Annotated in this window: 17 protein-coding genes; 2 read left to right on the top strand and 15 right to left on the bottom strand. The window is 47.7% G+C overall.

The window, feature by feature from the left end; all coding sequences use genetic code 11:
* Positions 1-119: 119 nt before the first annotated feature.
* The 4 genes from J4N23_RS16230 to J4N23_RS16215 all read right to left on the bottom strand — a co-directional run bounded on the left by J4N23_RS16230 (position 120) and on the right by J4N23_RS16215 (position 5009).
* Positions 120-803: a hypothetical protein gene (locus tag J4N23_RS16230; RefSeq protein ID WP_207428784.1), complete on the bottom strand. Its 684-nt coding sequence runs from the start codon at positions 801-803 to the stop codon at positions 120-122.
* A 616-nt stretch (positions 804-1419) separates the two neighbouring features.
* Complete coding sequence (locus J4N23_RS16225; RefSeq protein WP_207428782.1) at positions 1420-1986, bottom strand: hypothetical protein; 567 nt, start codon at positions 1984-1986, stop codon at positions 1420-1422.
* Between the two features lie 1037 nt (positions 1987-3023).
* Positions 3024-4121: an NAD(P)-dependent alcohol dehydrogenase gene (locus J4N23_RS16220; RefSeq protein WP_207428780.1), complete on the bottom strand. Its 1098-nt coding sequence runs from the start codon at positions 4119-4121 to the stop codon at positions 3024-3026.
* A 438-nt stretch (positions 4122-4559) separates the two neighbouring features.
* Positions 4560-5009 (bottom strand): SRPBCC family protein, encoded by a 450-nt coding sequence (locus J4N23_RS16215; RefSeq protein ID WP_207428778.1) that lies wholly within the window; start codon positions 5007-5009, stop codon positions 4560-4562.
* 132 nt (positions 5010-5141) lie between these two features.
* On the opposite strand from J4N23_RS16215, the gene J4N23_RS16210 reads away from it, so the two are divergent.
* Entirely contained in the window at positions 5142-5669 is a 528-nt protein-coding gene (locus tag J4N23_RS16210; protein WP_207428776.1) for a hypothetical protein, read from the top strand.
* Positions 5670-5717: 48 nt separating this feature from the next.
* Here J4N23_RS16210 and J4N23_RS16205 read toward each other — a convergent pair whose 3' ends face one another.
* The gene (locus J4N23_RS16205) at positions 5718-8525 is read right to left on the bottom strand and encodes a sugar-binding domain-containing protein (RefSeq protein ID WP_242689263.1); all 2808 of its coding nucleotides are present in this window, start codon (positions 8523-8525) and stop codon (positions 5718-5720) included.
* Between the two features lie 57 nt (positions 8526-8582).
* The gene (locus tag J4N23_RS16200) at positions 8583-9980 is read right to left on the bottom strand and encodes a sialate O-acetylesterase (RefSeq protein ID WP_207428774.1); all 1398 of its coding nucleotides are present in this window, start codon (positions 9978-9980) and stop codon (positions 8583-8585) included.
* Positions 9981-10233: 253 nt separating this feature from the next.
* Between J4N23_RS16200 and J4N23_RS16195 the strand changes: the two genes are divergently transcribed.
* Positions 10234-11211: a glycoside hydrolase family 5 protein gene (locus J4N23_RS16195; protein ID WP_207428772.1), complete on the top strand. Its 978-nt coding sequence runs from the start codon at positions 10234-10236 to the stop codon at positions 11209-11211.
* Between the two features lie 8 nt (positions 11212-11219).
* Here the strand turns inward: J4N23_RS16195 and J4N23_RS16190 are convergent, their stop codons facing one another.
* The 9 genes from J4N23_RS16190 to J4N23_RS16150 form a co-directional block, all read right to left on the bottom strand.
* The gene (locus J4N23_RS16190) at positions 11220-12437 is read right to left on the bottom strand and encodes an AGE family epimerase/isomerase (RefSeq protein ID WP_207428770.1); all 1218 of its coding nucleotides are present in this window, start codon (positions 12435-12437) and stop codon (positions 11220-11222) included.
* A 66-nt stretch (positions 12438-12503) separates the two neighbouring features.
* Complete coding sequence (locus tag J4N23_RS16185; protein ID WP_207428768.1) at positions 12504-13697, bottom strand: glycosidase; 1194 nt, start codon at positions 13695-13697, stop codon at positions 12504-12506.
* A gap of 57 nt (positions 13698-13754) precedes the next feature.
* Entirely contained in the window at positions 13755-15644 is a 1890-nt protein-coding gene (locus J4N23_RS16180; RefSeq protein ID WP_207428766.1) for a sodium:solute symporter family protein, read from the bottom strand.
* Between the two features lie 318 nt (positions 15645-15962).
* Positions 15963-17066, bottom strand: a complete 1104-nt coding sequence (locus J4N23_RS16175; RefSeq protein WP_207428765.1) for an SGNH/GDSL hydrolase family protein — start codon at positions 17064-17066, stop codon at positions 15963-15965.
* A 336-nt stretch (positions 17067-17402) separates the two neighbouring features.
* Positions 17403-18656: a glycoside hydrolase family 27 protein gene (locus tag J4N23_RS16170; RefSeq protein ID WP_207428764.1), complete on the bottom strand. Its 1254-nt coding sequence runs from the start codon at positions 18654-18656 to the stop codon at positions 17403-17405.
* A 17-nt stretch (positions 18657-18673) separates the two neighbouring features.
* Complete coding sequence (locus J4N23_RS16165; protein WP_207428763.1) at positions 18674-20914, bottom strand: glycoside hydrolase family 3 N-terminal domain-containing protein; 2241 nt, start codon at positions 20912-20914, stop codon at positions 18674-18676.
* A complete protein-coding gene (locus tag J4N23_RS16160; protein WP_207428762.1) occupies positions 20911-22218 on the bottom strand; it encodes a cellulase family glycosylhydrolase in 1308 nt (435 codons plus the stop codon). The genes J4N23_RS16165 and J4N23_RS16160 overlap by 4 nt, the downstream gene beginning before the upstream one ends.
* Positions 22219-22357: 139 nt before the next feature.
* Complete coding sequence (locus tag J4N23_RS16155) at positions 22358-23413, bottom strand: IPT/TIG domain-containing protein (RefSeq protein WP_207428761.1); 1056 nt, start codon at positions 23411-23413, stop codon at positions 22358-22360.
* A 28-nt stretch (positions 23414-23441) separates the two neighbouring features.
* Positions 23442-25064, bottom strand: coding sequence for a RagB/SusD family nutrient uptake outer membrane protein (locus tag J4N23_RS16150; protein ID WP_207428760.1), 1623 nt, complete (start codon positions 25062-25064; stop codon positions 23442-23444).
* Positions 25065-25073: the final 9 nt, after the last annotated feature.

Raw genomic sequence — 25073 nt, 5'->3', positions numbered from 1 at the left:
TTTATTAACGGTAGACCAAAGGTCAACCATTAATAAAACGTTATAAAAACCTTTTGCGATTAACACTCGTTCTATAAAAACTGCTTTACATAGGACCCGATGTTATGGGCTGATGTTCTTTATGCAGAAGGGGGCTGCACCTCTATATCGTTTCTTATTAGTTCGTCAAAGACTAAATTGGGGTATTTGAGTGTTAGAAATTCTTTGAAGTTGTCGTTATTAATCGACCATCTGCCCCAAGCACCCGTGGTTTGTATAAGCTCTTTGACCTTATTTTCTTCCAAGATGTGCTTAATCCAAACAAAAATGTGGGAGTCAAGAAAGCTTATAACTTTTTTAAATTTTTCTACATCAATACCATAAACGTTAAAGTAATTATTGTACCTAAACTCAGCTTCAGAATCTTTCTCGACTCTTTCAATTCTATCTCCAAACACGTTCTCAATTATTATTGTACCCCAGGGTGCCCCCTCAAGTCTTTTTGATAAAAGGGTCATATCCCCAATAACACCATGATGAACTTTTTCTCCTCGCTTCTTTCTCATTTTATCGAATTCCAAAAAGTGAAGACTTACTCCAAAGGCTACGGCAACATGCTCGCCAGGGGTATTGGTCCGGCTAGAACTAAATCCAATAACTAACTTAATGTTTTCATCTTGATAAGTAATCTTAGATTTTGATGGGGTGTATTTGCAACCTTTAGCTTCATAGTATAGGCCTAGTTCATCGCAAAAAGCTTGAAAAATATGAGCGCAGGGGGTCTCCTCTGAATAATTATATAAGATGCTGTCGTCTTTCCACATAATCCTTGTCAATAAGCTTCGGTCATAGGCGTCCTGTCGGACTTATACATTTGCCCATAACACCTGGATAAACGAACTTCGTTTATTTCCCATTTACCTGAACTTTTTCTTTCCTTCTTCAAAAGTCTCTTCTTTTAGCTGAAAGTCAGGTACCATTACACATAGTTAGCACTTTTTAAGGCAGGATCAAAAAGTAAAATGGGACTGCCCGGCTATGTGCCCCCGACACAGCTCAGCCTAGAATTAAGCGGTCATATCATCTCTTTACTGCATGGGGCCAAAACCAATCAACGGTTCCAATTAACGCTTTTAGAAATTACGGAACTTGCTTTATTGGTCTATCCTTCCGTCCGCCTATTCCCCTCTTAAGAATTTGACTCGTATTTCTATTCCTTCCGCTGCAATTCCTAAGAGCCGTCGAATGGCTTGATTCTACATTTCTTCATTCATCAATTTCGTTTATCCCTCCTATATCGGGGATATACGAAATTCATCCTCTTAAAACAAGATACTTTCTCTGCGAGGGTCTGATTACCAAATTCCGGCTTAACACAAAAAAGGCCGCCCGGGTTCCGGGCAGCCTTCAAATTTTAGCTTATTGAACTTCCGATGAAGTTTAATCCATAAGGGAATAATCCTGAGTGGTTATATTTCCGGGAAGATCCGAAGCGCTGACCCTGATGGTGCTGCTAGCAGGCGCAGGATTGAGCAACTTGCCGGTATACACCCAGTCAAGGTTGTTGGCAGCGAGGATGGCTTCGCCCTCCTCCTGGCGCTGCATCGTACTATCCAGGATCTCTACACGAACAGCTTTCACCAGGAAGTCGTCGGTAGCGCGGATGGTGATGAGACTGCCTTTGGCACCGCTGTACTGGCTCAGATCAACCTTTTTAATTTGTGGCGCTTTGCAATAGTCGGACAATGCTAAATTGTAAGCGGAGATGCCCCGACGAGTCTTCTGCTGATAAATGGCTTTCCTTGCCTCATCCTGCACTATGCCACGGGCATATTGCACCGCTTCGGCGAAGCGTTCATTGGCTACGATCTGTCCGTCTGAACGCGGTGTTTCGCGCTTCCTCGGGCGCTTCGCTATAATGGTTCTTCCTGCCTGCTGTCTAAATACCAGCATGTCCCCGATACGGCCGCTTGCACCCTTAACTAAGTCGTTGTTTTCTAATTTCATGTTTTTAAAAATTTAAATTGAACACTCTGTTTCGCATTCATGAAATACCGGTATTGAAATGCTTGGAACAAGCATACACCCCGAAACCGAATTCTTATAACAACCTGGTTGACAATGCCTTATTTTACCTCAAAAAACCAAAAGGAGCTTAAAAATGACTTAAACTGCCGGTTTTGCCGGCTTCTTACCTGAAATAGTCAGAAGTATTCTCCGTCGGTGAACCGTCGGTCTGCCGTCGGTCCTCCGTCCGAAGGGCTTTGTCTGCAATGGAGTAAAAAGGGAGAACAATCAAGTCTGGCTGAAGCCGTTTTACCAGCCTGGCCAAGCTGACAAAAATTTCACTACTAGCCTGCAGTGAATGACTGGTGTAGAAAGAAAAAAGGGACTCCTGCTTCGCCTCACGGCTCGCAATAGCCCCTAAAAATAGTAGGACAAAAAAAAGGCAGATCTTTTCGACTACAGCCTCTCTTGACTGCAAGGCAGCAAAAAACTGCTAAGCCTTCAGGTAGGGAGAGATGTGTTCGGCAGGAATCTTCAGAAACTCGCTCACCTGGTACAGGGTGAGTTCCTGGTAGCTTTCTAACTGAAAGAAATCCCGCATCTTTTTCATGGTCCTTCGGCAGGACCTTTCGCATTTCCCGCTAATCCTCATGAGGTCAGAGGTGTAAAAGAATAAACGTATATCCGATTTTTGCATTTTCTTTTTTTCTTTAAAATTAAAACCGGAATCCCTCTGCGTCAATGGGATATAGCAGTTTTAGCAGTTTGTTAAGGCGCGCTAAACAAGATATTTCAAATTCGCAAGACCGGTAAAAGAGCAATTTTGAATTTCGCATCGCTTCTTGAACAAGCTTTTAGAAATTGTTAATGGCAAAAGATGATTATTTCGAGAAAATGCAGGCAAAAAAAGACAAAAACCTTCCTAAAAAAAGAATATCAACTGCAGATGTTTCAGGATCTGGGGCAATTACCATTTTCCAGTTAACAATAGAAAAAGGGCAAGTCGACCTTGCCCCCGTACTTCCACTAACAGCGATCTATCTGTTCTTCAGCGAAGCCATGTCGATCACAAAGCGATACTTCACATCGCCTTTCAGTAGCCTTTCATATGCTTCATTGATCTGGTCAATATTGATCATTTCGACGTCGGATACCAGGTTATGTTTTCCGCAGAAGTCGAGCATTTCCTGGGTCTCCGCGATTCCACCGATCATACTGCCTGCAAAACTTCTTCTGTAGGGAATAAGGCTGAAGGCCGCGACCGGCAGCGGATGCTCGGGCGCACCGACCAGTGCCAGGGAACCGTCTACCTTCAGGAGCGCCAGGTAAGCGTTGATGTCGTGATTGGCAGAGACGGCATCGAGCACGAAATGCAGTTTCCCGTGGTACCGTTGCATCTGGGTCTCGTCTTTCGACAGCACCACGTCATCTGCGCCGAGGCGTTTGGCATCTTCCACCTTCGAGGCCGAAGTAGTAAATACGATCACCTCTGCCCCCATCGCTTTGGCGATCTTCACTGCCATATGTCCCAGTCCCCCAATACCCACAATCCCTACTTTTTTGCCGGGACCTACATTCCAATGCCTCAAAGGTGAATAAGTAGTGATGCCCGCGCACAACAGCGGCGCTGTAGCGGCCAGATCCAGGTGCTCGGGCACGCGTAACACGTAGTTTTCGTTCACTACAATGCTTTCGGAGTAGCCGCCGAAGGTTTGAGTGCCCAGATGCTGATCGGGAGAATTATAGGTGCCGATGTTCCCCTGTTCACAATATTGCTCCAGTCCCTCCCGGCAGTACTCGCACTCGCGACAGCTGTCGACCATACAACCTACCGCAGCAGTATCTCCTACCTTGAATTTGCTTACCTGATCGCCTACGCTGCGCACCTTACCTACAATCTCATGACCGGGTACGCAGGGATAAACGGTGCTGTGCCACTCATTCCTGGCTGTATGAAGGTCCGAATGGCAAACACCACAATACAAGATCTCGATCTCCACATCATGAGCCGATGGATTTCTTCGTTGAATGCTTAGCTGCTGCAGCGACGCTTCTGCCGCTTCTGTACCAAACGCTTTTACTTGTTTTGCCTGAATGGCTATTGCGCCTTCTGCTGTTGCTCTTAATGCTTCCATTTCTACCGATGTTTTTGGGATATAAAAAAATTTGGTCGACTTCGACGCTATATCCCGCCAATAACCGTGCTATTTTCAACGGCGCCACGCGGATATACTGCTTTTTACGAAAAATAGTCGGACGACCGAAGAGGATGGATAGGCAGGGAGCCAAAATTATAATTGAATGCTCCGCTCTGCATGAATCTGTTCCAAAAAATACTCATCGTGCGAAACAACGATCAAGCTACCCTGGTATTCGTTTAGGTGTCTTTTAGGATATCAATTAAAATTACCAGCTCAAACCAGCCCGGGGGAATTATAGAAATTCAGGTTAGGTTTAAAGTACCAGATAGGGAAATTGAACGGGCCTTTCAATTTTTTTAGAGCGAGCCGGAACCCCATCCGGCCCGCTTCTGTACTTTCAGTAATCGCACCGAAGTGGCGAACGCTCCCGGATCAGGCGTCCGGTATTTCCGGACCCACCAGTTTAATCAGCTTTTCCAGCGAGTCCTGCCAGCCGAGGTAACACATCTCCGCAGGAATAGCTGCCGGTATCCCTTCCTGCAAAATTTTGAGCTCGGTGCCTACAGAGGTTTTTTCAAACCATACAGAAGTCGTCATCAGGTCGGGCATATTCGGATCTTCGAACTGATCGGTGTACTTCAAAAACTCGTTCGGTTTAATTTCTACATATTCTCCGCCAAAAGAATGGCTGTTGCCCGTAGTAAAGTTTTGGAAAGACATGCGGTACTTGCCGCCCTCCTGAACGTTCATCTCGTGTACCGTACACAGGAAACCGTAGGGTGGCAGCCAGGAAGCGATGGCGTTCGCCTCGGTAAAGGCGCGGTATACCTTCTCAGGCGAAGCCGCAATCACCCGGTGCAATGAAACTTTGTTGTCTGACATAACAGTAATTTTTAGGTTTTATCCTACTCATCTGGCTTTTCGGATCGCCCGTTTTTTCATGTGGTAGCTGCTCCACTCCGTTAGAATAACTTTACAAAGATGATAGTAAGCATAGAAATAAAACGGGGCAGTATGCGACAAATACTGTTCTTTTTAGGACGCAAGCGGCTCCCGAAAAAAACATGGAGCTTCTACTATTTAAGCTGGGAAGAGCTTGAACAAAGCAGGAGCAGAATTTTTTTAAACTGGCACGCTTCTGGTCACCCTAAGGGCATGGAAGTAAGAGAACTCGTTTTAAAGATCAATGAAATGGTGCCGGCAGCACCTCAGGAAATACATCATCTACAGTTGAACGTCAGCACTGAGGGGGTTGCCGCTTCAGCACCCGCAATAACTGGCCAGGTAAAGAAGGCCTTCATGAAGATTGTGAACAGAATGGACGATGATGCGTTCGACGCTTTTCTGCAGCACTTGCTATTACTCGAACATCACCGGAATACAACGGAGGGTTTATGGGCGACCGACGAACCGAATAAGTTCCGCAACTCCGCTCAGTTCGAGCACCTGTTTCAGCTTAAATTCATCTCGGGCAGCCGTGCCTGGGTGGGAGATAGAACCCCGCACAGCGAGTCCGAAGAAAATAACGAGGACTGGGACTAAGAATCTCCAAATAAACCTGGACGGCAGCTCAGCCAACCACCTCGGATTTTATTTCGAAAACAAGTTCCTCAGTTGCGCTGCGCTTATTTCGTACCCCGGATCGAAGGCCGGGGAGTTCATATAGTTCAGAATCGACTGGTACAATTGCAAAGCCTCCGGCTTATCTTTTAACTCCCTTAAAGGAGCAGTACAAACAAGGAGTTTCCCTTTTCCTACTTTAAATTCAAAGATAAGCCCCATCTTATGGTTTCGTTCCAGGTTATCGATCATCTGGACAATCGGCCGGTAGTGTTTATCGGTTTCATCCAGGATGAAGGAGTGGCTTGCTTTTATGATAGAAAACCACTGCCAATTAGTATGAGCATCCGTTGGAAAGGCATTGAATATCGGATGGGTTGGATTGGTTAGTATGCCCAGCGTTCCGGGAGAAACGGGCTTTTTCGCCCACTCACTGATTCCCTTGAACATTCCCCAGTTCCAAAACTCGGGTGGGAACAGGCCTTTCACACTTTTCTGCTTCATATCCTCCGCCCGAGGGAAGAAAAGTACTTTCCCACCTGCACTTAAGCTTGCCAGTGTCCCTTTGTCCAGTCTACTGCTTACCTCAATCCCACTTAGACCCGTGACGGAGGCAGCAGTCGGATAAACCCAGACCGGATAGGTGTTCGCATAGCTGGTATTTGCAATAGAAACGTGAACGGTTAACTGCGCTGCTGTTGATATCCCCGCAAGGGAAAACTCAATCTGCCCTATAGAATGAAGGTCGCCGGCACTCATATTGGTCTCCGCAATCGTCCCCTGTTTAAGAACCTGTCCGCTTCTGTCTTTTATTACCCAGTTAATCGGGTTAAAAATTACTTTATCAGAATAGTTCGCCACCGAAAGCTTTGCGGAAAAGCGCTCCTTATTGGTGTAACAGTACTTTGGAAAGTCGAGCAGCAAGACTACATCGTTACAGGACTTTAGCCAGTCTTCGCGACTGATCACTTCCTTGCTATCCATGAATGCATCCAGTATTCCTACCAAAGCCGTACCCTGCCCCGGAAAATCCTGCAAATCGAGCAGCTGAAAACCGCCAAATCCCCGGGTATGGAGCGCCGCTTCCATTTCCGCCTTATAACACAAAGCCGACCAGGCACCTGAAGCTTTTTGAAAATCTCGGGCCTGATCCAGCATTCCTGCTTTGGCCAGCCGGTTCCTGAACACCTGCAAATTCCTTGCTTCCAAGACACCTGTGTATTTTCTGATCTCGCTGTAATCCGGATAAATCTGGTATTGGCCAATTTCGTGACTGATGATGGGCACTTTCATCCTGGTAACCGAATGATCAAAGTTGACACTGGCGGAAGGCCTTTGCGTGTTTAAGATTCCTCCCTCCCTTGAATCCGCGTAAGCGAAGGTGAGGCGCACGTGTGTGGAGGTGGTGTCGCCATCGGAGGGCGTTCTGCCACCGATAAAAAAGTCGGAGACCTTCTCCGGCCAATGGTAGCCCAACCAGATATTCGTACCCGCGGTATACAAGGGCCTGCTGTCATAGCTCTTCAAAGCAGTAATATTCTGGTGTACCCGATCCAGCTTTCCGCCCAATTCATTCCCGTGCGAGAACATGACGAACGAAGGGTGGTTCGCATAGCTTTTCAGCATAACGATCCCCTCCTGCTGCATCCTTTGGGCAACAGAATCGGTTTCTAAACTTCCCCAGAAAGGAAGCTCCGGCTGCAAATAGATACCCAGCTTATCGGCAGCAGAAAAAGCAGCTTCAGAAGGGCAGTACGAGTGGAAGCGATAGTGGTTGATCCCATAGGATTTGGCAATACGAAATACGCGCAACCAACCTTCTTCATCCATTGGCGGGTAGCCGGTAAGCGGAAATACGGCGGCCTCGTGCTTGCCTCTTAAAAAGACCTTCCGTCCGTTAATCGTAAACTGGGTGCCGGAAGTTTTAAACTCCCTCATACCAAAAGTCACCGTACGAGCGTCCTTCGTTTTTCCATTCCCGATCAGGGCGGTCAGATGATAGATCGGCTGCCGGTACTCGTCCCAGAGGTCCATTTCCTCCCCTAAAGGATAGGTGATGCTGATCGCCTGATCTTCGTTCCGGGTTTGTTTCAGCGTTTTCAACCTCGTGATCTTGCCATCTGCATGCTTCTCCAGGATTAAATCGACACTTACTTTTTTAAGACCGGCGCCGTTTTCCAGTTCCAGCTTTGCTGTGAAACTTTTAGACGGCACATCAGGGTATACCTGGAGGTTGCTGATGAATGTTTTCGGAGCCGCTTCCAGATAAAGTTCTCCCAAAATGCCATTCCAGTTCGTCTGTGTATCATCTGAATAAATGTGCACGTTGCCGTAGGGCGTGAGCTTCAGGTTATTATCTACCCGAATGGTGATGACGTGTTCGCCGGGCGAAAGATACTTCCCCACTTCATAGCGCTGAGCCGACTGGAGCAGAAACGATCCGCCCACCAATTGATCATCGATCCAGACTTGCGAAGGTTTGGTTCTCTCCAGGAATAGCTCTACCCGCTTATTGGCAAAACCTTTCGGGATGATTACTTTTTTGCGGTACCAGGCCGGGCCCTCGTATTTGTAAATCCTGTTCAGATGCATAGTGGTGGTATCCTTGTTCAGGATACCTTTCTTATTCAGATCGGTGGTGCCGGGGAGTTGGACTGTTTCCGGCAACTCCTTCAGGAACCATTTCTCCCGAATCCCCTGATCGTTCTGATCCAGGGCGAACTGCCACTGCCCTTTCAAGTCGATTTTATCACGATACCGGGGTCTATTTTCCTTGCTTTGGCCCGAGGCCATCCCTGTTGAAAATGCGAAAAGCAGTAGGCTAAAAATGAATCTCATCTGAAGGTTTATAATTTGCTGTTACTGAATGTTATGGTGATGTTCAAGCATCGAAACTCAATTCCCCTTCAGCGTCGGGACATCCCAATTGTCTGTGCGGAACAGATTAACCGGCAGACCCTCTTTGCTGAACAGGTCGGCCTGCGCCTCGCTGGTAAAGCCATACCTTACCGCCACCGGTTGTGGAACCGCATCACTCCAGACTTCCACCATTTGTCCCTTGATCTTTGCCTTAGCGGGTTGGAAAACCCTGTCAGCAGCTGCGATATAAAATTCCTTCACCTGGCCCGACTTGCTTACTAGTCCCGACCTTAGGTTAGCAAAAAATACGACCGCTCTCCCCTTCCGGATGCTCATGCCCTTAAACTCCGGAAACTTATAAACGATATTTTTGACACCGTAGGTTTCTGCGAGAGCGTAATTAGCGAATCGTTCGCCAACCTCTTTTTTCATTTTTGGATGGATGTCTTTGATATCATCCACGAGATCGGAGGTAAGCACCATCCCTGTTCCCGACAGCTCCTGTATCCTGCCCTGCGACTCGCGAAGCAAAGGTGCCGATATGCTATTCCCATATCCCGCCCAAGGGGCTATTTGTGCGAAGTAAAACGGAAAGTCCCGATTCCATTCTTTCCGCCAGGCGCTGATCAGCTGTTTCATCAAATGTGCATAGGAGGTCTGCCCGACATTCGTCTCTCCCTGATACCATAACACTCCGGCAATGTTATAATTGGTAAAGGGCGCAATCATCGCGTTGTAATGCCCGCCCGGGCGAATGGAAGAGTAATGGTTAGGACTTAGTTTTTTAGCGGCAGAAAGCAACAAAGAGTCACTTGAAATAACATTTGCGGGCGTCCAGGCTTCCGCGGCCGAGCCTCCCCAGCTGGCGTTGATCAAACCAACAGGAACCTTCAATGCCTCCTCCAGCTTCTTTGCAAAAAAACAGGCGACAGCACTAAAGTGCCGGACAACTCCAGGCGAGGAGTTTTGCCAGCTAGCTTTCAGATCTTCCTGCGGATGTGGAGAGGTTGCCTTCATTACCTGAAAAAAGCGAATGTTCCTATTTCCGGCACCCATCTCCTCTTCCTTATAATTCATACCCCAATTCAGCGACATTTCCATATTGCTCTGCCCGCTGCACAGCCAAACCTCTCCTATCAAAATATTGGAGAGCTGAATTTGGTTGTAGCCTTTCAGTTGGATGCTATATGGCCCTCCTGCCGCCGGTGTTTGTACCAGGCAACTCCACTTCGCTTCCGCCGTCACTACCGTGCTGTCGATAGTCGCAGTCCAGGAGGGCCTGATGTATACCTTTTCCCCGGGTATTCCCCAGCCCCACAATCTTACTTTCGTGTTCTGTTGCAGCACCATGTTATCAGAGATGATGGCTGGCAGGGTAATATCCGCAAAGGAAGATTGAGCAAACAGGATAAAAAGGGCGATCAGGTATTTCATCAACGAAAGTTTAAAAAGTAAAAATAGAATGAGCTGCTGCTGAAATTGTTCAATTAGAGGGCCTGCAATGTAAATTTTTGTTATCTGATAGTCGATTCGCCAAATTGACTTAAGTTTACAAAAGGAACCCTTTATTTGAGCAATTTCGATCTCCTGAAAGTATAGTTTTGATTGATCTTATACAAATAAGACTTGATTGGTTAAGAGGCGGCTTCCCAGTGGGCCGGCCTCTTTCTTTCTCTAGCCGTTATAAATGATGATAAAAAAAACCTTCTGTATTGTTTTTCTTCTTCTTACTTACTCTTTTTCGGGATTTGCCCAAGCGGCTTCCGAGCTGCAGCTGAGCGTAAAGGGAAACAGGATATTGAATACCAGAGGACAAGATGCGCAATTAAGGGGCATCAGCTTTTCCTGGAGCATCTGGCAGGGGAAGAAATATTATAACACGGCAGTGCTCGACTGGCTGCAGGAAGATTTTAAGGTTTCCGTGGTGCGATTGTCGATGGCGGTCCAGCCTTCCGGCGGATATTTGGAGCGGCCGGAGGAACAAACAAAGCTAATTACCACCTTGGCCGATCATGCTATTGAGAAAGGAATGCACGTCATCATCGATTGGCACGATCATAACGCGGAGCAACATCTGGACCAGTCGAAAAAATTCTTTTCGGAGATGGCTCAGCGCTATTCCGGCAAGCCAAACGTCATCTATGAAATTTGGAACGAGCCCGAACGACAAAGCTGGAACACCGTTAAAAATTATGCTGTGGAGCTGATCAAAACGATCCGCCGGTACGATGCAGAAAACCTCATCATAGTAGGCTCTCCGCATTGGGACCAGGATGTGGATATTGTGGCCAAAGATCCGATACAGGGTTATACCAACATTGCCTATTCTTTCCATTTTTATGCCTCCGATCGCTCTCACCAAAAGCAACTTAGGGACCGGGCTCAATTTGCCATCGATCGCGGCCTTCCCCTTTTTGTGACAGAATGGGGTGTGGGTGAAGCGAATGGTGATGGAGAGTTTAGTCGAAAGAAAAGCAAAAAGTGGCTTAACTGGATGGAAAAGAATAAACTTAGCTGGGCTAACTGGAATATCACCGACAAAAAAGAAACGACAGCACTGCTTGAGCCGGGAGCTAACGTCAGGGGCCAGTGGACCCAGCAGCAGCTGACGCCCGCCGGGAAATATATTCGTAAAGTGTTGAGAGCGCTAAATAAAGAAGAGTAAAGAACTAGCTAACCTTTAAGGTGCTCAATGCGGCGATAAATTTCAATACAAGCCCTGCTGTTATGGTAGGGGCATTTCCATAAACCCACTTTATCCTGTCCCGGCATTACGCTCCCATCTTCGAGTACACCCCAAAACCACTCGCCATTTCTTTTATCTAAGATCGAGCTTTGGATGAATTCCCAGACCTGAATCGATTTCTCCAGATAGCCCGACTCCCTGCTTAGTTGGTAAGCATTAAAAAAACCGACCATCGCCTCCGCCTGCACCCACCAGTGTTTTTCTTTAATCAGGTGCTGCTCCGAAGGCTCGTACTCGTAATACAGACTGCCATCATCGCTGAGGCCTTCCGCGGCCGCATCTGCCATTTTTATAGAGGCCTCCTTTACCCGCCCGATCAGCTGCTCATCTTCGATGACCTCTGCCGCTTCAAGTAAAAGCCAGGCTGCTTCGATGTCGTGACCGTAGGAGATAGTTTCTGACTTTCTTGTCCAGTTTTCATCAAAAAACAGGATCAGATGGCCGCTTTGCCCGTCTATGATATGCTGCAGGAAATTTTGGATCAGCAGCCCGATCTGCTCTTTCAATCCTTCGTCTTTCCAGATCTTGTACAGGATGGTATAAGCTTCCAGCACGTGCAGGTGCGTGTTCATGGTCTTTTTTTCGTTCGCATCCTTGGCACTCAGACGTAGATCTTCTATCTCTTTCCAGTCCCGCGTAAAGGCCTCAAAGTACCCCGTTTTCTCCCGGTCGAAACTTTTCTCCACCAATTGCTGATACAGTCGGATTGCCAGCTCCCTGACTTCCTCGTTCTTACCTGCCAGATAGTACTCGCTTAAGGCATAAATGGTAAAGGCAATGGCATAGACCTGCTTCTTCGTATCCAGCGGCTCGCCGGAAGCATTCACGGTCCAATACACGCCACCGAATTCTTTGTCGATAAAATGGTCGGCGAGATAGTTGAAAGCCTCGTCAGCCACACGGAAAAGTTTTTTATCTTTTTCCAGATTATAGGCAGCAGAAAAAGACCACAGAATCCGGGCATTTAACACCGATCCTTTCGGCGCCAGAGCATCTATATGATTGTCGTTGTCAATCCTGCCGACGAAGCCGCCGTTCCGCGTATCGGGACTAAACTGCATCCAGTAGCGGCAAATATTGTTCAGTTCCTGTTTTACTTCCTGCTGGTAGCGATCCTGAGAGGTAGAGATGGGTGATGCGGACATATGTTTAGCGTCTGGAGCAAAGGAGCCCGGAAAATGAATCGCCGGGCTGGCTGTCTTCAAAAAATGTTAATGTACTCGTTTATTCTTGTCGATGATGCTATAAATGACTTCCACTGACTTTGCCGAACGCAAACCGTCTTCCGGCGTGTTGATGGCATAATCGAGCAGCTGATCAATGGTAGAAAGCGCAACATGCTGACGGGTATCAGAAGAAGCGTAATAGATGAATACTTTCCCGTCTTCGTCGGCGATCCAACCGTTGCTAAACGTTACGTTGGAGACATCTCCAATACGTTCTGCTCCTTCGGGGGCAATGAAGTAACCAGCTGGCTTATGAATCACCTTTGTGATATCGTTCAGATCCGTCATAAAAACGTAGAGAACATAGCGCAGACCCGCTGCCGTATTTCGCACGCCATGGGCCAGATGCAACCAGCCTTTTTCGGTTTTGATAGGAGCCGGTCCTAAACCGTTCTTTGCTTCGTACACCGTATGGTACTGCTTCCTGTCGATCACGATTTCCTCCTCAATTACCGCGTTTTCGATCCCATCGCTTAAGCCAAAGCCTATTCCGCCCCCCTTTCCGGCCTCAATGAAACTATCCTGAGGACGGGTATAGAAAGCGTATTTGCCATCGACGAACTCGGGGTGCAACACCACATTCCGCTGCTGAGGCGAAGGTGTTTTCAAGTCGGCCAAGCGTTCCCAGGTAAGGAGGTCTTTAGTACGTACAATTCCACATTGGGCCACAGCGGCACTTTGGTCCCCCTCAGGTGCCGAAGGGTCACGGCGTTCGGTACAGAACAGGCCGTAGATCCAGCCATCCTCGTGCTGAACCAATCGCATATCGTAAATATTGGTATCGGGCTCCTGGGTCTCGGGAATCAAACAGGGGTACTCCCAGAACCGGAAATTGTCGATACCGTTATCACTTTCCGCGACAGCGAAAAAAGACTTACGATCATAGCCTTCTACACGGGCTACCACCAGGTACTTCCCATTCAATTTAATCGCTCCCGAGTTGAAAGTAGCATTGATCCCGAATCGCTCCATCAAATAAGGATTAGTTTCGGGATTCAGATCGTAGCGCCACTCCAGGGGAGCATGAGCTGCTGTTAATATAGGATTTTGGTAGCGGGTAAAGATGCCGTTTCCCAGCTCTTCCGGCTGGTTTTCTTGACTCAACAGCGCTTCGTGTGCCTGGCGTAATGCGGTTAGACGCTTTTCGAAAATGGTGTTAGTTGTGGATGTTTCTTGCATCGTTATTATGTGGTAAAGCCGCCGGAGCTTCCGGCGGTTATGTTCATTTTTTTATTCCTAAATCACCGCCTCTTTACGCTGGCCCGGCGCTACTGCTGCCGGTCCCGGAGCAGGCGGTTCATCCTTCAGCCTGTTCCACCAGGTCTTCTTAAGGATCAGTAGTAATACCACCAGGATCAGCACGGTTACGATCAGCGGGGTTTGCATGCCCAGGATCAGGTACATGGGAAGGATGGTTAAGCAGAGCTGCGCCACAATTCCCAATGACACATTAAACATGTCCAGCTTGAAGTTTTTGTTTGGCTCAAAAGTAGGGTCTTCGGCCCTCACCTGCTCCAAAACCGGTTTCCAGAAACCCCAGGGCCTCACCGTCCGGTAAAAACTCTTCAACACCTCGCTATCCGTAGGCGGAGCTGCGAACGTTCCAAAAAGACATCCTCCCAGGGAAATCAAGAATAACAAAGGCCAAACGTATAGCGGGAGAATGTTCGGGAAAACAAAGGGAAAAACAAGTGCCGCTGCAATACCTGCGGCCATTCCCCAGAAGAAGCCATTGGCATTGAAGCGCCACCAGTACCACTTCAGCACATTAGCGGCGATATATCCCCCGTAAAGGGCGCCTACAATCCATTGGAGAATGCTGTTTACGTCTTTCGCAAAGAAGCCCAGAATCACGCCAACAGCTACCACCACCACCCCGACCAGGTAATTGGTAGTGATAATTTTCCGTGTAGAAGCTGTGGGATTGATGTATTTCAGATAAATATCATTTACGATATAGGCTTGAGCAGCGTTCAGCGTACCGGAAAAAGTTCCCATAAAGGCTCCTAAAAGACCGGTAAGTACCAGACCCAGTACACCGGTAGGAATAAAGGTATTCACCGCTGCAGGGAGAATGCGCTCGAAGTCATAGTCGCCGGTTTCCGTTTTAATGTTCAGCTGATCAAAGTAGAGGAGCGCAAGCACGGTTAAACCTACCACCATCGAGTAGCGGATCGGCAAAAGGATAATGGACACAAAGCCGGTCATCTTGGAGGCTTCTTCCGGCGAACGTGTAGACAGCACCTTTTGCATATCGTAGTTGGGAGCAGGACCAGCCATACTGGATAGCACTCCTTTGAAGAGCATCATCATAAAGAAAATACCGAACAGGCTGAATCCATCGTCCTGAATTTTTTCATTAGCAGCAGGAACAATGCTACTCCAGTCGAGGTCGAGCTGCCAGCCGAAGAAAGGATCGTCCCATCCTGCCGGCACGTTCAGCGATCTTCCCTGCAAATGGGTCATCGCTATGATGGCGATAGTGATACAGCCCACCGTCATGATAGTATACTTGATCGCGTCGCCCAGCACGATGCTGTGCATACCACCCAGGATCGAATAGAACATCGCAAAAAGCGTAAAAATGATCCCATAGAAATGTGCAACGTAAGGAGCAGGGACATAAAAGGGGATATAGGGTTGCACAATATCCCAGGGAACGAATATTTCAATGAACTTTCCTAATCCTACAAAACCGTAAGCCAGAAAGCCGAGGCAGCCGATCAGCGCAAAGGCTACTACAATGTTATGTGATGCCTTTACTCCCTTACCTGCCAGACCAAAACGGGTGGCGAGCCATTCGGCACCCGTATCTGCATTACTCCTGCGCAGCCACTTAGCCAGGAACATCATATTAAATACCTGGTTAAACACGGGCCACAGCCAGGGGATCCAGATACTTTTGAGGCCGTAGACAAAGCAAAGAGAAACCATCCACATGGTACCGCTGATGTCGAACATATCAGAGGCATCACTCAGGCCGAGCATGTACCAGGGTAATTTCTTCCCTCCCATCAGGTAACTTTCTTTGTTTTGGCGCGCTTTATTGCGATAATACCAACCGATCATGACCATCATGATGAGGTAAAACACGATCATGCTGACGTCTATTAATTGCAGGTTCATTTTTGAATTCCTTTAGTGTTTATAATGGTTAGCGAGAAAGGAAGATTCACGGTCTGCTGTTCCTGCTTATCGCTACTTCCCTTTCTGCGATAAGACAAATTTGTGCGCTTAGGCTGCTTCAATTGCTTAAAAAAAGGGCACCAAATGTTTAACCAATTCTTTATCAGCAAGTTAAAAGAGCCAAAACCGACATTATTTTATCCCTTTCAGGATGGAGGAGGAAAAGCCAGGAGCGGGTACAACAAAATCAAAAAAAGCAGAACCTGCTCAGCTCTGCTTTCAAAGCGCTCTTATCCGGAGCCACCTCTCCATTTCCTTTTATTTTATCAGCTTTGTTAGAAACGGCAATAACTCCTTCGCCATTAAATCATGATCTGCTACGCTTGGATGACCGGTGCAGCCTTGCATCTGTCTGCCTTCGAAAAGGAATATTGCAAGCGGCTTTTGTGTGGGATGGGTCGCATCAATCTGCCTTTTCACGCTTTCCAGGCAAGATTGAAGGAGCTGACCTCGGTCGCCACCTCCTGGAAGATTATTCAACAGCAGGATCTGTGCATCGGGGTGACTAGTCCTGATCTTTTTAACAAACTTCACGTAAGCATTAATAAAAGCCGTTGAATCGAAGGCTGCCCTGGATTGCTTCCCATCGCCGCCACTCAGGTCATTGGTACCTAAGGCAATACTAATAATATCCGGACGATAAGCTGCTGCATTCCAGGGACGGGTGCTTTGCTCTTGCAGATCGAGTTTGTCATAAACCTGGGGCAGGGTTGGCCCCTCACTATTCCAATTCCGATACATCCCATACCCGCTGACGCTGCTTAAGATGTAGTTGACATTAAGCGCCCTGGCCGTGCGAGGACCGTAAGCCTGGTAGGCGTTATGCTGGTCGTGGTACTCTCCCGCTCCGCAAGGTATTTCTGAAGCATCGGCAGCGGCTCCGCAGGTAATGCTATTCCCGATAAACTCGATAAGCGGTTTCTTTTTAATAGCTAAGGGTTTGATGTTTTTCGCCTGCAGCTTATGAATAAAAACGGGACCGGTTTGCGCTTCTGTGGCCTTATAAATCCAAAGTGTGTGTTTCCCTTTAGAGAGAGCCTGAATGGTGATGGTATTGGTACTGCCTCCCTTTATAGTCAGCCTTTTTTGATAAACGCCGTCCAGTTCATACTGGATGTAATTACGGTTCTGCCAGTCGTGCACAGATACCAGCAGCTGGCACTGCTCGCCTTCAAAGCTTACACCGAAATGAACTGCAGAGCCGATCAGCTCCAGCTTGCCATCGGCTTGATCATAGCGCCCTAGGGGCTGTAGCTGTTCTCCTGTTAACTCATTCTTTTTTTTCAAATCTCGTACTGTCTGACCGAAAGCCGCCAGCGATGCAACTAAGAATGTAAAAAGGATTGAATAGAATTTCCTCATTGGGGATTGAAATATAAGTATATTGATAAATTCTGATTTTGTGTTTCCGAATTTTTGGGAGACGACGACTCGGGCTGGACTTTCTTGCACGCTTTGCTAGCTCTAGCTACGTCAGATTATAAACTTTTTCCACCTCCGGCTGCGCCACCTCCGCCAGCGGAGGACAGCCTTTAGCTCCTGCCTACGGATACCCAACTCTCCCGTTCATCTAGGGTATCAGTTTGAAAGTGGCTGGACAACCTTGCTATCACGTTACCCGGGCTACGCCACCTTCCCGAAACTTAAACGGGACAAGCTCGCCAGCGGAGGACAGCCTTTAGCTCCTGATTACCCAACTTATTTGGCATTCGGACTTAATCTGAACATTACCACATCCTGGGCAGGCACAACGAGGTTCAGCGCCTTCTTCGTGGTGCCCTGGTCTTTTTTCGTCCAGATGTTGCGGATCCTGTAGGGCTGCGCTTTGGCGTTCAATTCGCGTTTGGCGAAATCATCCGTAATCGTCTCCGTCTGCCAGTTCAGTTCCACTTTTTGCGGAGTTTTAGAACGGTTTAAAAAACATACTGCCCAGTCGCCGTTCTTCAAGGGTTTGTACCAGGTTTGCACGCTGTCTTTTGTACTGTGTTTGAAACCCTGGATCCCCAGCTCATCCTGATTAATTGCGATTACTTCCCTGTTCGTCAGAATGTCGATGGTTTGTTGGCTCATGTTCCTCAAATCATTGCCCGCAATGAGCGGAGCAGCAAGCATCGCCCACATGGAAAAATGCGCTCTATCCTGATTAACAGACATCCCGTTACCTACCTCCAGCATGTCCGGATCATTCCAACGGCCGGGCCCGGCGTATTGACGCAATCCCTCCTGCTGATCTAAAATCTGCATAATTCCCCATGATTTCCAGGTTCCGTGATCCTTCACGCAATCGAAGCAGTTGTAGATATCACCCGTTGTTCTCCAAAGGTGACCAACTGTTTGCCCCCATTCCCAGGGCTTGTCGGTTCCCCATTCACAAATGCTCAACACAACAGGACGACCGGCTTTTCTCAAGGCTGCTGTCATGGTTTTATACGCTCCTTCCGCTTTCAGTCCTTCTGTGTTGCACCAGTCGTATTTCAAATAATCGACACCCCATTGAGCATAGGTCATCGCGTCCTGGAATTCATAGCCACGACTACCCGGGCGGCCCCCACAAGTTTGAGAACCCGCATCAGAGTAGATCCCAAACTTCAGTCCTTTGGAATGCACGTAATCGGTCAGCGCCTTCATCCCCGAAGGAAAACGTTTAGGATCCGGATGGATAAAGCCCAAACTATCCCGGTCGCCATGCCAGCAGTCGTCAATATTAATGTAGGTATAACCCGCAGCCTTCATTCCTGAGGAGACCATCGCATCGGCGATCTCGCGGATCATCTTCTCATCCACATTACAGGCAAATTTATTCCAGCTGTTCCAGCCCATTGGAGGCGTCAGCGCCAATCCTTCGTACTTAGTGTAGTTCTGAACGTAGTTATTCCCCTGGGCGAACGCACCTGCAGCAAAACTCAGCGCAGCTGCCAGTGCCAGTATCTTCTTTTTGAGTTTAAAATCCATGATTATTCTTGGCTAGTTTATAGGTTAACAGTAGCAGACAGGTCTCCAATCCGGACCGTGAATTCGCCCGGTTCGGTTACTCGTTGTAATTGAGCATTGATAAACGACAGATCGGATGCGTTGATCTGAAAAGTGACCGTACGGGTTTCTCCCGGATTGAGGCTGATCTTTTCAAAGCCTCTCAGGCGTTTCACCTCTGGGGTTATAGAAGCCACCAAATCGCTCACATATAATTGCACAACCTCCTTACCCGCCACTTTGCCGGTATTGCTGACGTCCACAGAAACGGTTAAAGGGCGATCCGCAGCAAGCGCAGAACTGCTCAGCTTTAAATTGGAATACTTGAATTGGGTATAACTCAACCCAAAGCCAAATTCCCACTGCGGGTTGTAACCTGCTGCTTCATCAAATTTCTTTATCTCAGTGTACTTGTGATAGTAATTATGCAGGCTGTTGGCGTACCGGGGATAGGTATAAGGCAGCTTTCCTGAAGGGTTAACTTTCCCAATTAATACGTCAGCAACTACATTTCCGCCTTCATTTCCCAGAAGATACGTATGTATCACCGCCTGGGTCAAAGGTTCTATAGCAGAAACAATTCTCGGGCGACCTTCCGCCAACACCAGCACGATTGGTTTGCCTGTTTTAGCCAGCGCATTCGCCAGCTCTATCTGTGCAGCCGAAATATTCAGATCATCTATATTTCCCGGGTTTTCCGTATAACTGTTCTCCCCCAAACATAACACGATGACGTCTGCTTTGGCGGCCTGGGCTATCGCGTCGTCAATAGCGTTTGCCTTCTCAAAATCTGCTCCCGGGCTATACAGTACGTTGGCAGCACCAAAGGTATTGCGGATAGCTTCTATGATGGTATTCTTATCCTTTTCGAATTCATCACTGGTCTCCCCCTGCCAGGTGCGACTCCATCCTCCGTTCAAGGCTCTCATGCTATTTGCAGCCGGACCGGTAACCAGGATCCGCTTACCGGAGGCCAGAGGAAGCAGGTTGTTGCTATTCTTGAGAAGTGTAATACACTCGGCCGCCATTTCATAATTGGCTTTGTTATGTTCAGGGCTATTGAATAATGGGTAGTCTTTCGGGTTTCCTGTAGGAGTATCAAATAATCCCACTTCATACTTCACTTTCAGGATCCGGCTTACCGCATCATCCACCCGGCTCATCGGGATCTTTCCTTCCTTCACATTTTCAATCAGCGCTTCTGTAAAGGTATAATCTGTAGGCACCATACTCATATCAATGCCCGCGTTAATCGCCATGGCTACGGCCTCTTTATTGTCTTTTGCAACTCTATGACGTTGGTAGAGGTATTGAATATCCTGCCAGTCGCTCACCGCAAAGCCCTTAAACTGCAGCTCATCTTTGAGGATATCCGTGAGGATGTGTTTATCCGCATGAACAGGAACTCCGTTGATTTCTGCGCTGTTGATCATCACGGTTTTTGCGCCGCCTTTAATGGAAGCAGCAAATGGAGGCAAAAAATACTCCCGCAATTCCCTTTCGGGGATCCAGGCCGGCGTACGGTCGTGGCCACTCAGCGGCATACTGTATCCCATATAATGTTTCAAACAAGCTGCGACATGGTATTTGTCGGTCATTTGTCCGGCTCCCTGAAAACCATCTACTACAGCTTTGCCAATAGTTGCAGCCAGGTAGGGATCTTCTCCGTATGTTTCGTAGATACGTGGCCAGAGTTGCTGACGGCCTAAGTCGAGTACAGGACTAAAGGTCCAGGGTGCAAAAGAAGCCCGGGTTTCGTAGGCAGTAATTTCAGCTCCCTTTTTTGCTAAAGCGGGATTAAAAGACGCTGCCTGAGCAATCTGATGAGGGAACATTACCGAGTTCAGGGTGTAATTATTCCCCCGGATTGCATCCACACCATACAGCACGGGGATCTTCAATCGCTCCTTCAAGGCATATTTCTGGATAGTGCGTATGCGATTTCTCCAATTCTCCAGCGTCTGCGCATTTCCTCCGACGTTCAGGATCGAGCCAACCTTGTACTTCTGAATAGCTTCAGCCAGTTTAACTTCATCTATCTGATGAGGCTCTATCACTTTGCCATTGCTGGTTTTCAGAAATGCCTCGATACTCAGCTGGGTCATCTGTCCGGCCTTCTCCTCCAGTGTCATTTTCGAAAGAAGACTTTTAACTTTTGCGTCAATCGCATCCCCAGTCGTCTGTGCATGGAGGTTCAGGGTGACCAGCAGTCCCATAAATAAAACAGCTAATTTTTTCATTTGCTAAAGGTGGTATTGGGTTTTGAGAATGTTCGTATCATCTTCCAGGTGCTTTCATCGCTATCAAAAACAGAGTTAAGACCTTGTTCCTCTTGTGGAGGATCGCCCGAGAAATCGTCGCCTTCTTCCCAGAATAGTTTGTGCGGTTGTGGTCGGGCCGTACCGCCAAAGCCCCAGAAGTTAACACCGGCTATACTACCGGCTTCTTTTTTACTTCGGAACCATTCATCGAAAATAGAGGCGAAATACTTGTCCCGGGAGCGGGTAGAACCGGCAGGATTAAAAGAATGGTTATCCCGCGGCAAGCCGAACTCCTCCACCACTAATGGCTTCTGCAATTGGTTTGCTATCTGCTCATGCCTTCTGATGTACTCCCTGCTCCGGGCAATCACCCGATCCAGCGAATCTGTAATGCTTGTATCGCGAAACCATCCCCAGTTTTTTGGCCAGATATGCAGGGTAAGGTAATCCACCTTCTTCAATTGGTGAATATCTTTAAACAGGTCCATCGACTCCGTACCCTGGTCTCCCTCCGTACCCAGCGTAAGCAGGTGGTTTTTATCAATCGATTTTATGAGGCGAGAGGTCGACTTGATAAACTTTTTATAATCTTCGGCAGCATAAGGACGCATGGGGCGCGGTTCATTCGCGATTTCCCAAGCCATAATAGCCGGCTCGTCGATGTAGGCCCGATTGGTGTATTTATTCTTGTGATTGAGGACCAGTTTGACCTGTTTTTGAAAGTCTTCCTGGCAGGGCTTGCAGGTGTAAAACTTTGCAGTATTATCGCGGAGCTCATCCCAGGACATTTTCTTTTGCATGGTTTCGACTGGCAGCTGTCCGTTCCAGTTGAGATACTGCAAGAAGCCTCCGCTCCATTCCCAGTTGTTGCTCAGAAACAGTACGGCGTACATTTCCCGTTTTTCAAGTTCAAACAGCAGGTAGTCGAGGCCTTCTAAAATCCGCAGGTCAAACTTTCCTTGTTCGGGCTGCAGCGCCGGCTTAACGCGCTGAACGCCGTTTATCTGGCCCAAACCTTCGGCTCCTACCAGCACCCGCAGGTTATTTACTCCTTGCGATTTGAGGAAGTCCAGCTCTTTTTTCAGTCGCTCCTTTCCACGTTCTTCATCTTGCTGAAGCGCCAGCAGTCCCCCATACCAATAGTTGGTGCCCATGAAATAATAGGGTTTACCGTTGATCAGGAACTGGTTCTTCCGGACTTTCACAAAAGGGGTTTGCGCAGCTAAGGATAGCGTGATTGCCTGTAGGGCAACAATAAGCAATAGTAGCCTGGATTTAAGCATGTGTTAGTTCAATTTAAAGGTGGATGACACGGAAATTAAGCCGGAACCAGAGAACCGGCGAAACGGACTGCAAGACAGGTCCTTCTATAGAAAAAAAGCAGCGACTATCCCGAGACGATAGCCGCTGTTTTTTTCTTAATTATAGCAATCCTATATCATCCACGTAAATCACTAATGCCCCATTGCCGGTATTTTGCAAGGCCAGGTGATTCAGTATCGAAGGATTTCCAAGCTCTGAGAGCGGAACTGTAAAGTCATTCCACTGATTTCCGGTCAAGGTCAATGCTTTGGCTGTTCCCCAACCCTGGCTAACTACCAGGTTGATTACTTTACCTGTGGAGCCTGCAGGTGCCCAAATAGATAGTTTGATAGCGGAGTAGCCACTTAAACTTGGTGCTGCTGTTTTGGTGAACTGCCAGCCTTCCCAGTCTGTTGCATAGCTGATTTTGATGGATTTAGTACCCCGTTTAGCTTTTTCAGCGCTTGCGTCATCAGCGGTGGTACCGCCCCAGGCGCCGTTCCATTCGGCGAAGGTAGTATTAAAGACTTCGTCGTAGATAATTGCTTTGAAGCCAAACGCAGAAGCAGTAACAGTGGTGCCTCCCGCCGATACCAGAGTTAAAAAGCCGTTACTATCGCCGGCAGGTACTTTTACTTCCAGCTTTGTCTTTGTTTTGGATACGATCTCTGCCTCGGTATTACCGAACTTCACAGAAGTGACCCCGTCGAGATAAGAACCAGTAATGGTTACAATATCACCCGGAGACCCCGACAGCGGAGCAAAGTTACTCACAACCGGAGGTGGGGGCACAATGGTAAAATCAAAGGTGACGCTCCCAAACTTGGTTTCTACAACAATCGGGTTGTTGCTCGCATTGGGAAGTTCTTCAGGTACTTTCACAGTTATGGAAGTATCGTTGGCGTGTACTTCCGCCATATTTACCTCCAAGCCGCCCAGAGTAACCCGCTGGGTGGTGGACAGTCTTTGCCCTTTTATCATTATCCAGTTGGAAAGGGTCGCTTTATCCAACATTGTCGAGCGGTTCTGCAAGCTGGTGACGCCACTTATTACCGGCATCCCCGCTTCCGGACCATCGTCATTTTTTTTGCAGGAAGCAAATCCCAGCACCACCAGAACAGCTATGGCAACTAGTTGTGTGAGTCTATGGGTATTGAATATAAAAGTCGTTTTCATGATCATTTATTACAATTGGTTAGCGATACTACCAGCCCAGATTATTTTCTTTAATGGCCTTATTCGTATTCATTTCCTCGGGAGGAATAGGCAATAACAGATTTCTTCTGCTGCGTTGCTTATTGATGTTATTCTGCGGCGAAGTGATCTTATTCATCACACTCAGATAGATGCCCCATCTCTTCAAATCAAAATGACGGATGGCATTTTCCAGGGCAAATTCTCTACCCCGCTCTTCCAGCACATAATCTCTGAATCCATTTTTTGACATGCCGATCGGCGCATTGCCTGCTTCTGACCGACCACGAACCTCATTCAGCGCTTTATAAGCCTCGGTAGTTGGACCGTTGATCTCATTCTCAGCTTCCGCATACATCAGCAGTACTTCGGGAAAACGAAGCAGCGGAAAAAAAGCATCACTGGATCCCAGCTCGGGGTTAGATACATCGCTGTACTTGATCACAAAAGCCTTTTCATCTCCACTACCATCATTATTATACGTGACGCCGTTCACCGTCTCGTACTTCGCAGCATCCCTTTTCGGATAAAAATAGTAGGTACCCCAGTTCGCCTGATAATTGTGCGTTACCCCATGAAGCACACGTTCATCCTGGTCTGCGTAGTTATTGTAATGATTGTTAGTCATCCATACAGCCCCGATGCCAAAAAGGGAGCGAGCTGAAAAGTAGGAATGCAGATCATTGGTGAAGTTCGTTCCGGCTAATGACTGAAGCATCCACATGTGCTCGCCTTTATTCCGGTTGTCTTTTTTCCAAACGTCCACCCAATTTTGATAAAGCGGGTAGGTACTTTTGTATGTCTCGATCACCTCCAGCGACTTTTGCCTTGCTAAATCGAAGTAATCGCGGCTGTTGAACGACTCGTGGCCTGCTACCACTTCCTTGGTATGCGGATAGGCAACGTTATCATTACCTCCCTTTACCATGATGGTGACGTTGCTTGCAGAACCTGATGCCATGGTAAGATAAGCTTTTGCTAAGAATGCCTGCGCAACTGCTTTGTTCACCCTGCCTGTTTCTCCCACACTGGTGTGTCCGGGAGGAAGCAAGTTTGCTTCTGCTGCCTTAAAATCAGCAATCACCACATCATACACCTCTTTTACTGACGACTTTGGCACATCTGCATTGGGATCAGCGGTTAAGGACTTTAAACGAATAGGCACCTCTCCGTATAATTGAACCAGCTGAAAATAAGCCAATCCTCTCAGAAAATGCGCTTCGCCTAAAACCCGATTTTTGATCACCTCATTGATACCTGTCATTGCGGAAACATTCTCCAACACGGTGTTAGCACGTGCGATCATGGTGTAACAGCCTACCCATGGCCTCGATACTCCCCAGTAGTTTTGAGGGTTGCCCGAACCGGCGGCACCCAGATACCAGTCGGCACCTGAAACGTGGTCGTCGTCGAGCAAGGTAAGGTTCCAGAAGGGCTGCATATACAGGTCGAAGGTGTAAAGCTCGCCGTACACCGAATTCACGGCAGCTTTGGCATCGTCTTCTGTTTTGTAGAAGTTTACGGGGGTGATCGCGCTGTACACTTCCTCTTCGAGCGCCTTTTCACAACCGGTATTAGACAGGATGCTTAAACAGCCGGCCGAGATTGTTATATATTTTAAAAGCTTATTCATTACTTGATA

Source organism: Pedobacter sp. SYSU D00535, assembly GCF_017355855.1.
Lineage (GTDB): Bacteria > Bacteroidota > Bacteroidia > Sphingobacteriales > Sphingobacteriaceae > Desertivirga.
The sequence above is the reverse complement of the archived record's forward strand: the minus strand, read 5'-3'. Positions and strand labels throughout refer to the sequence as shown.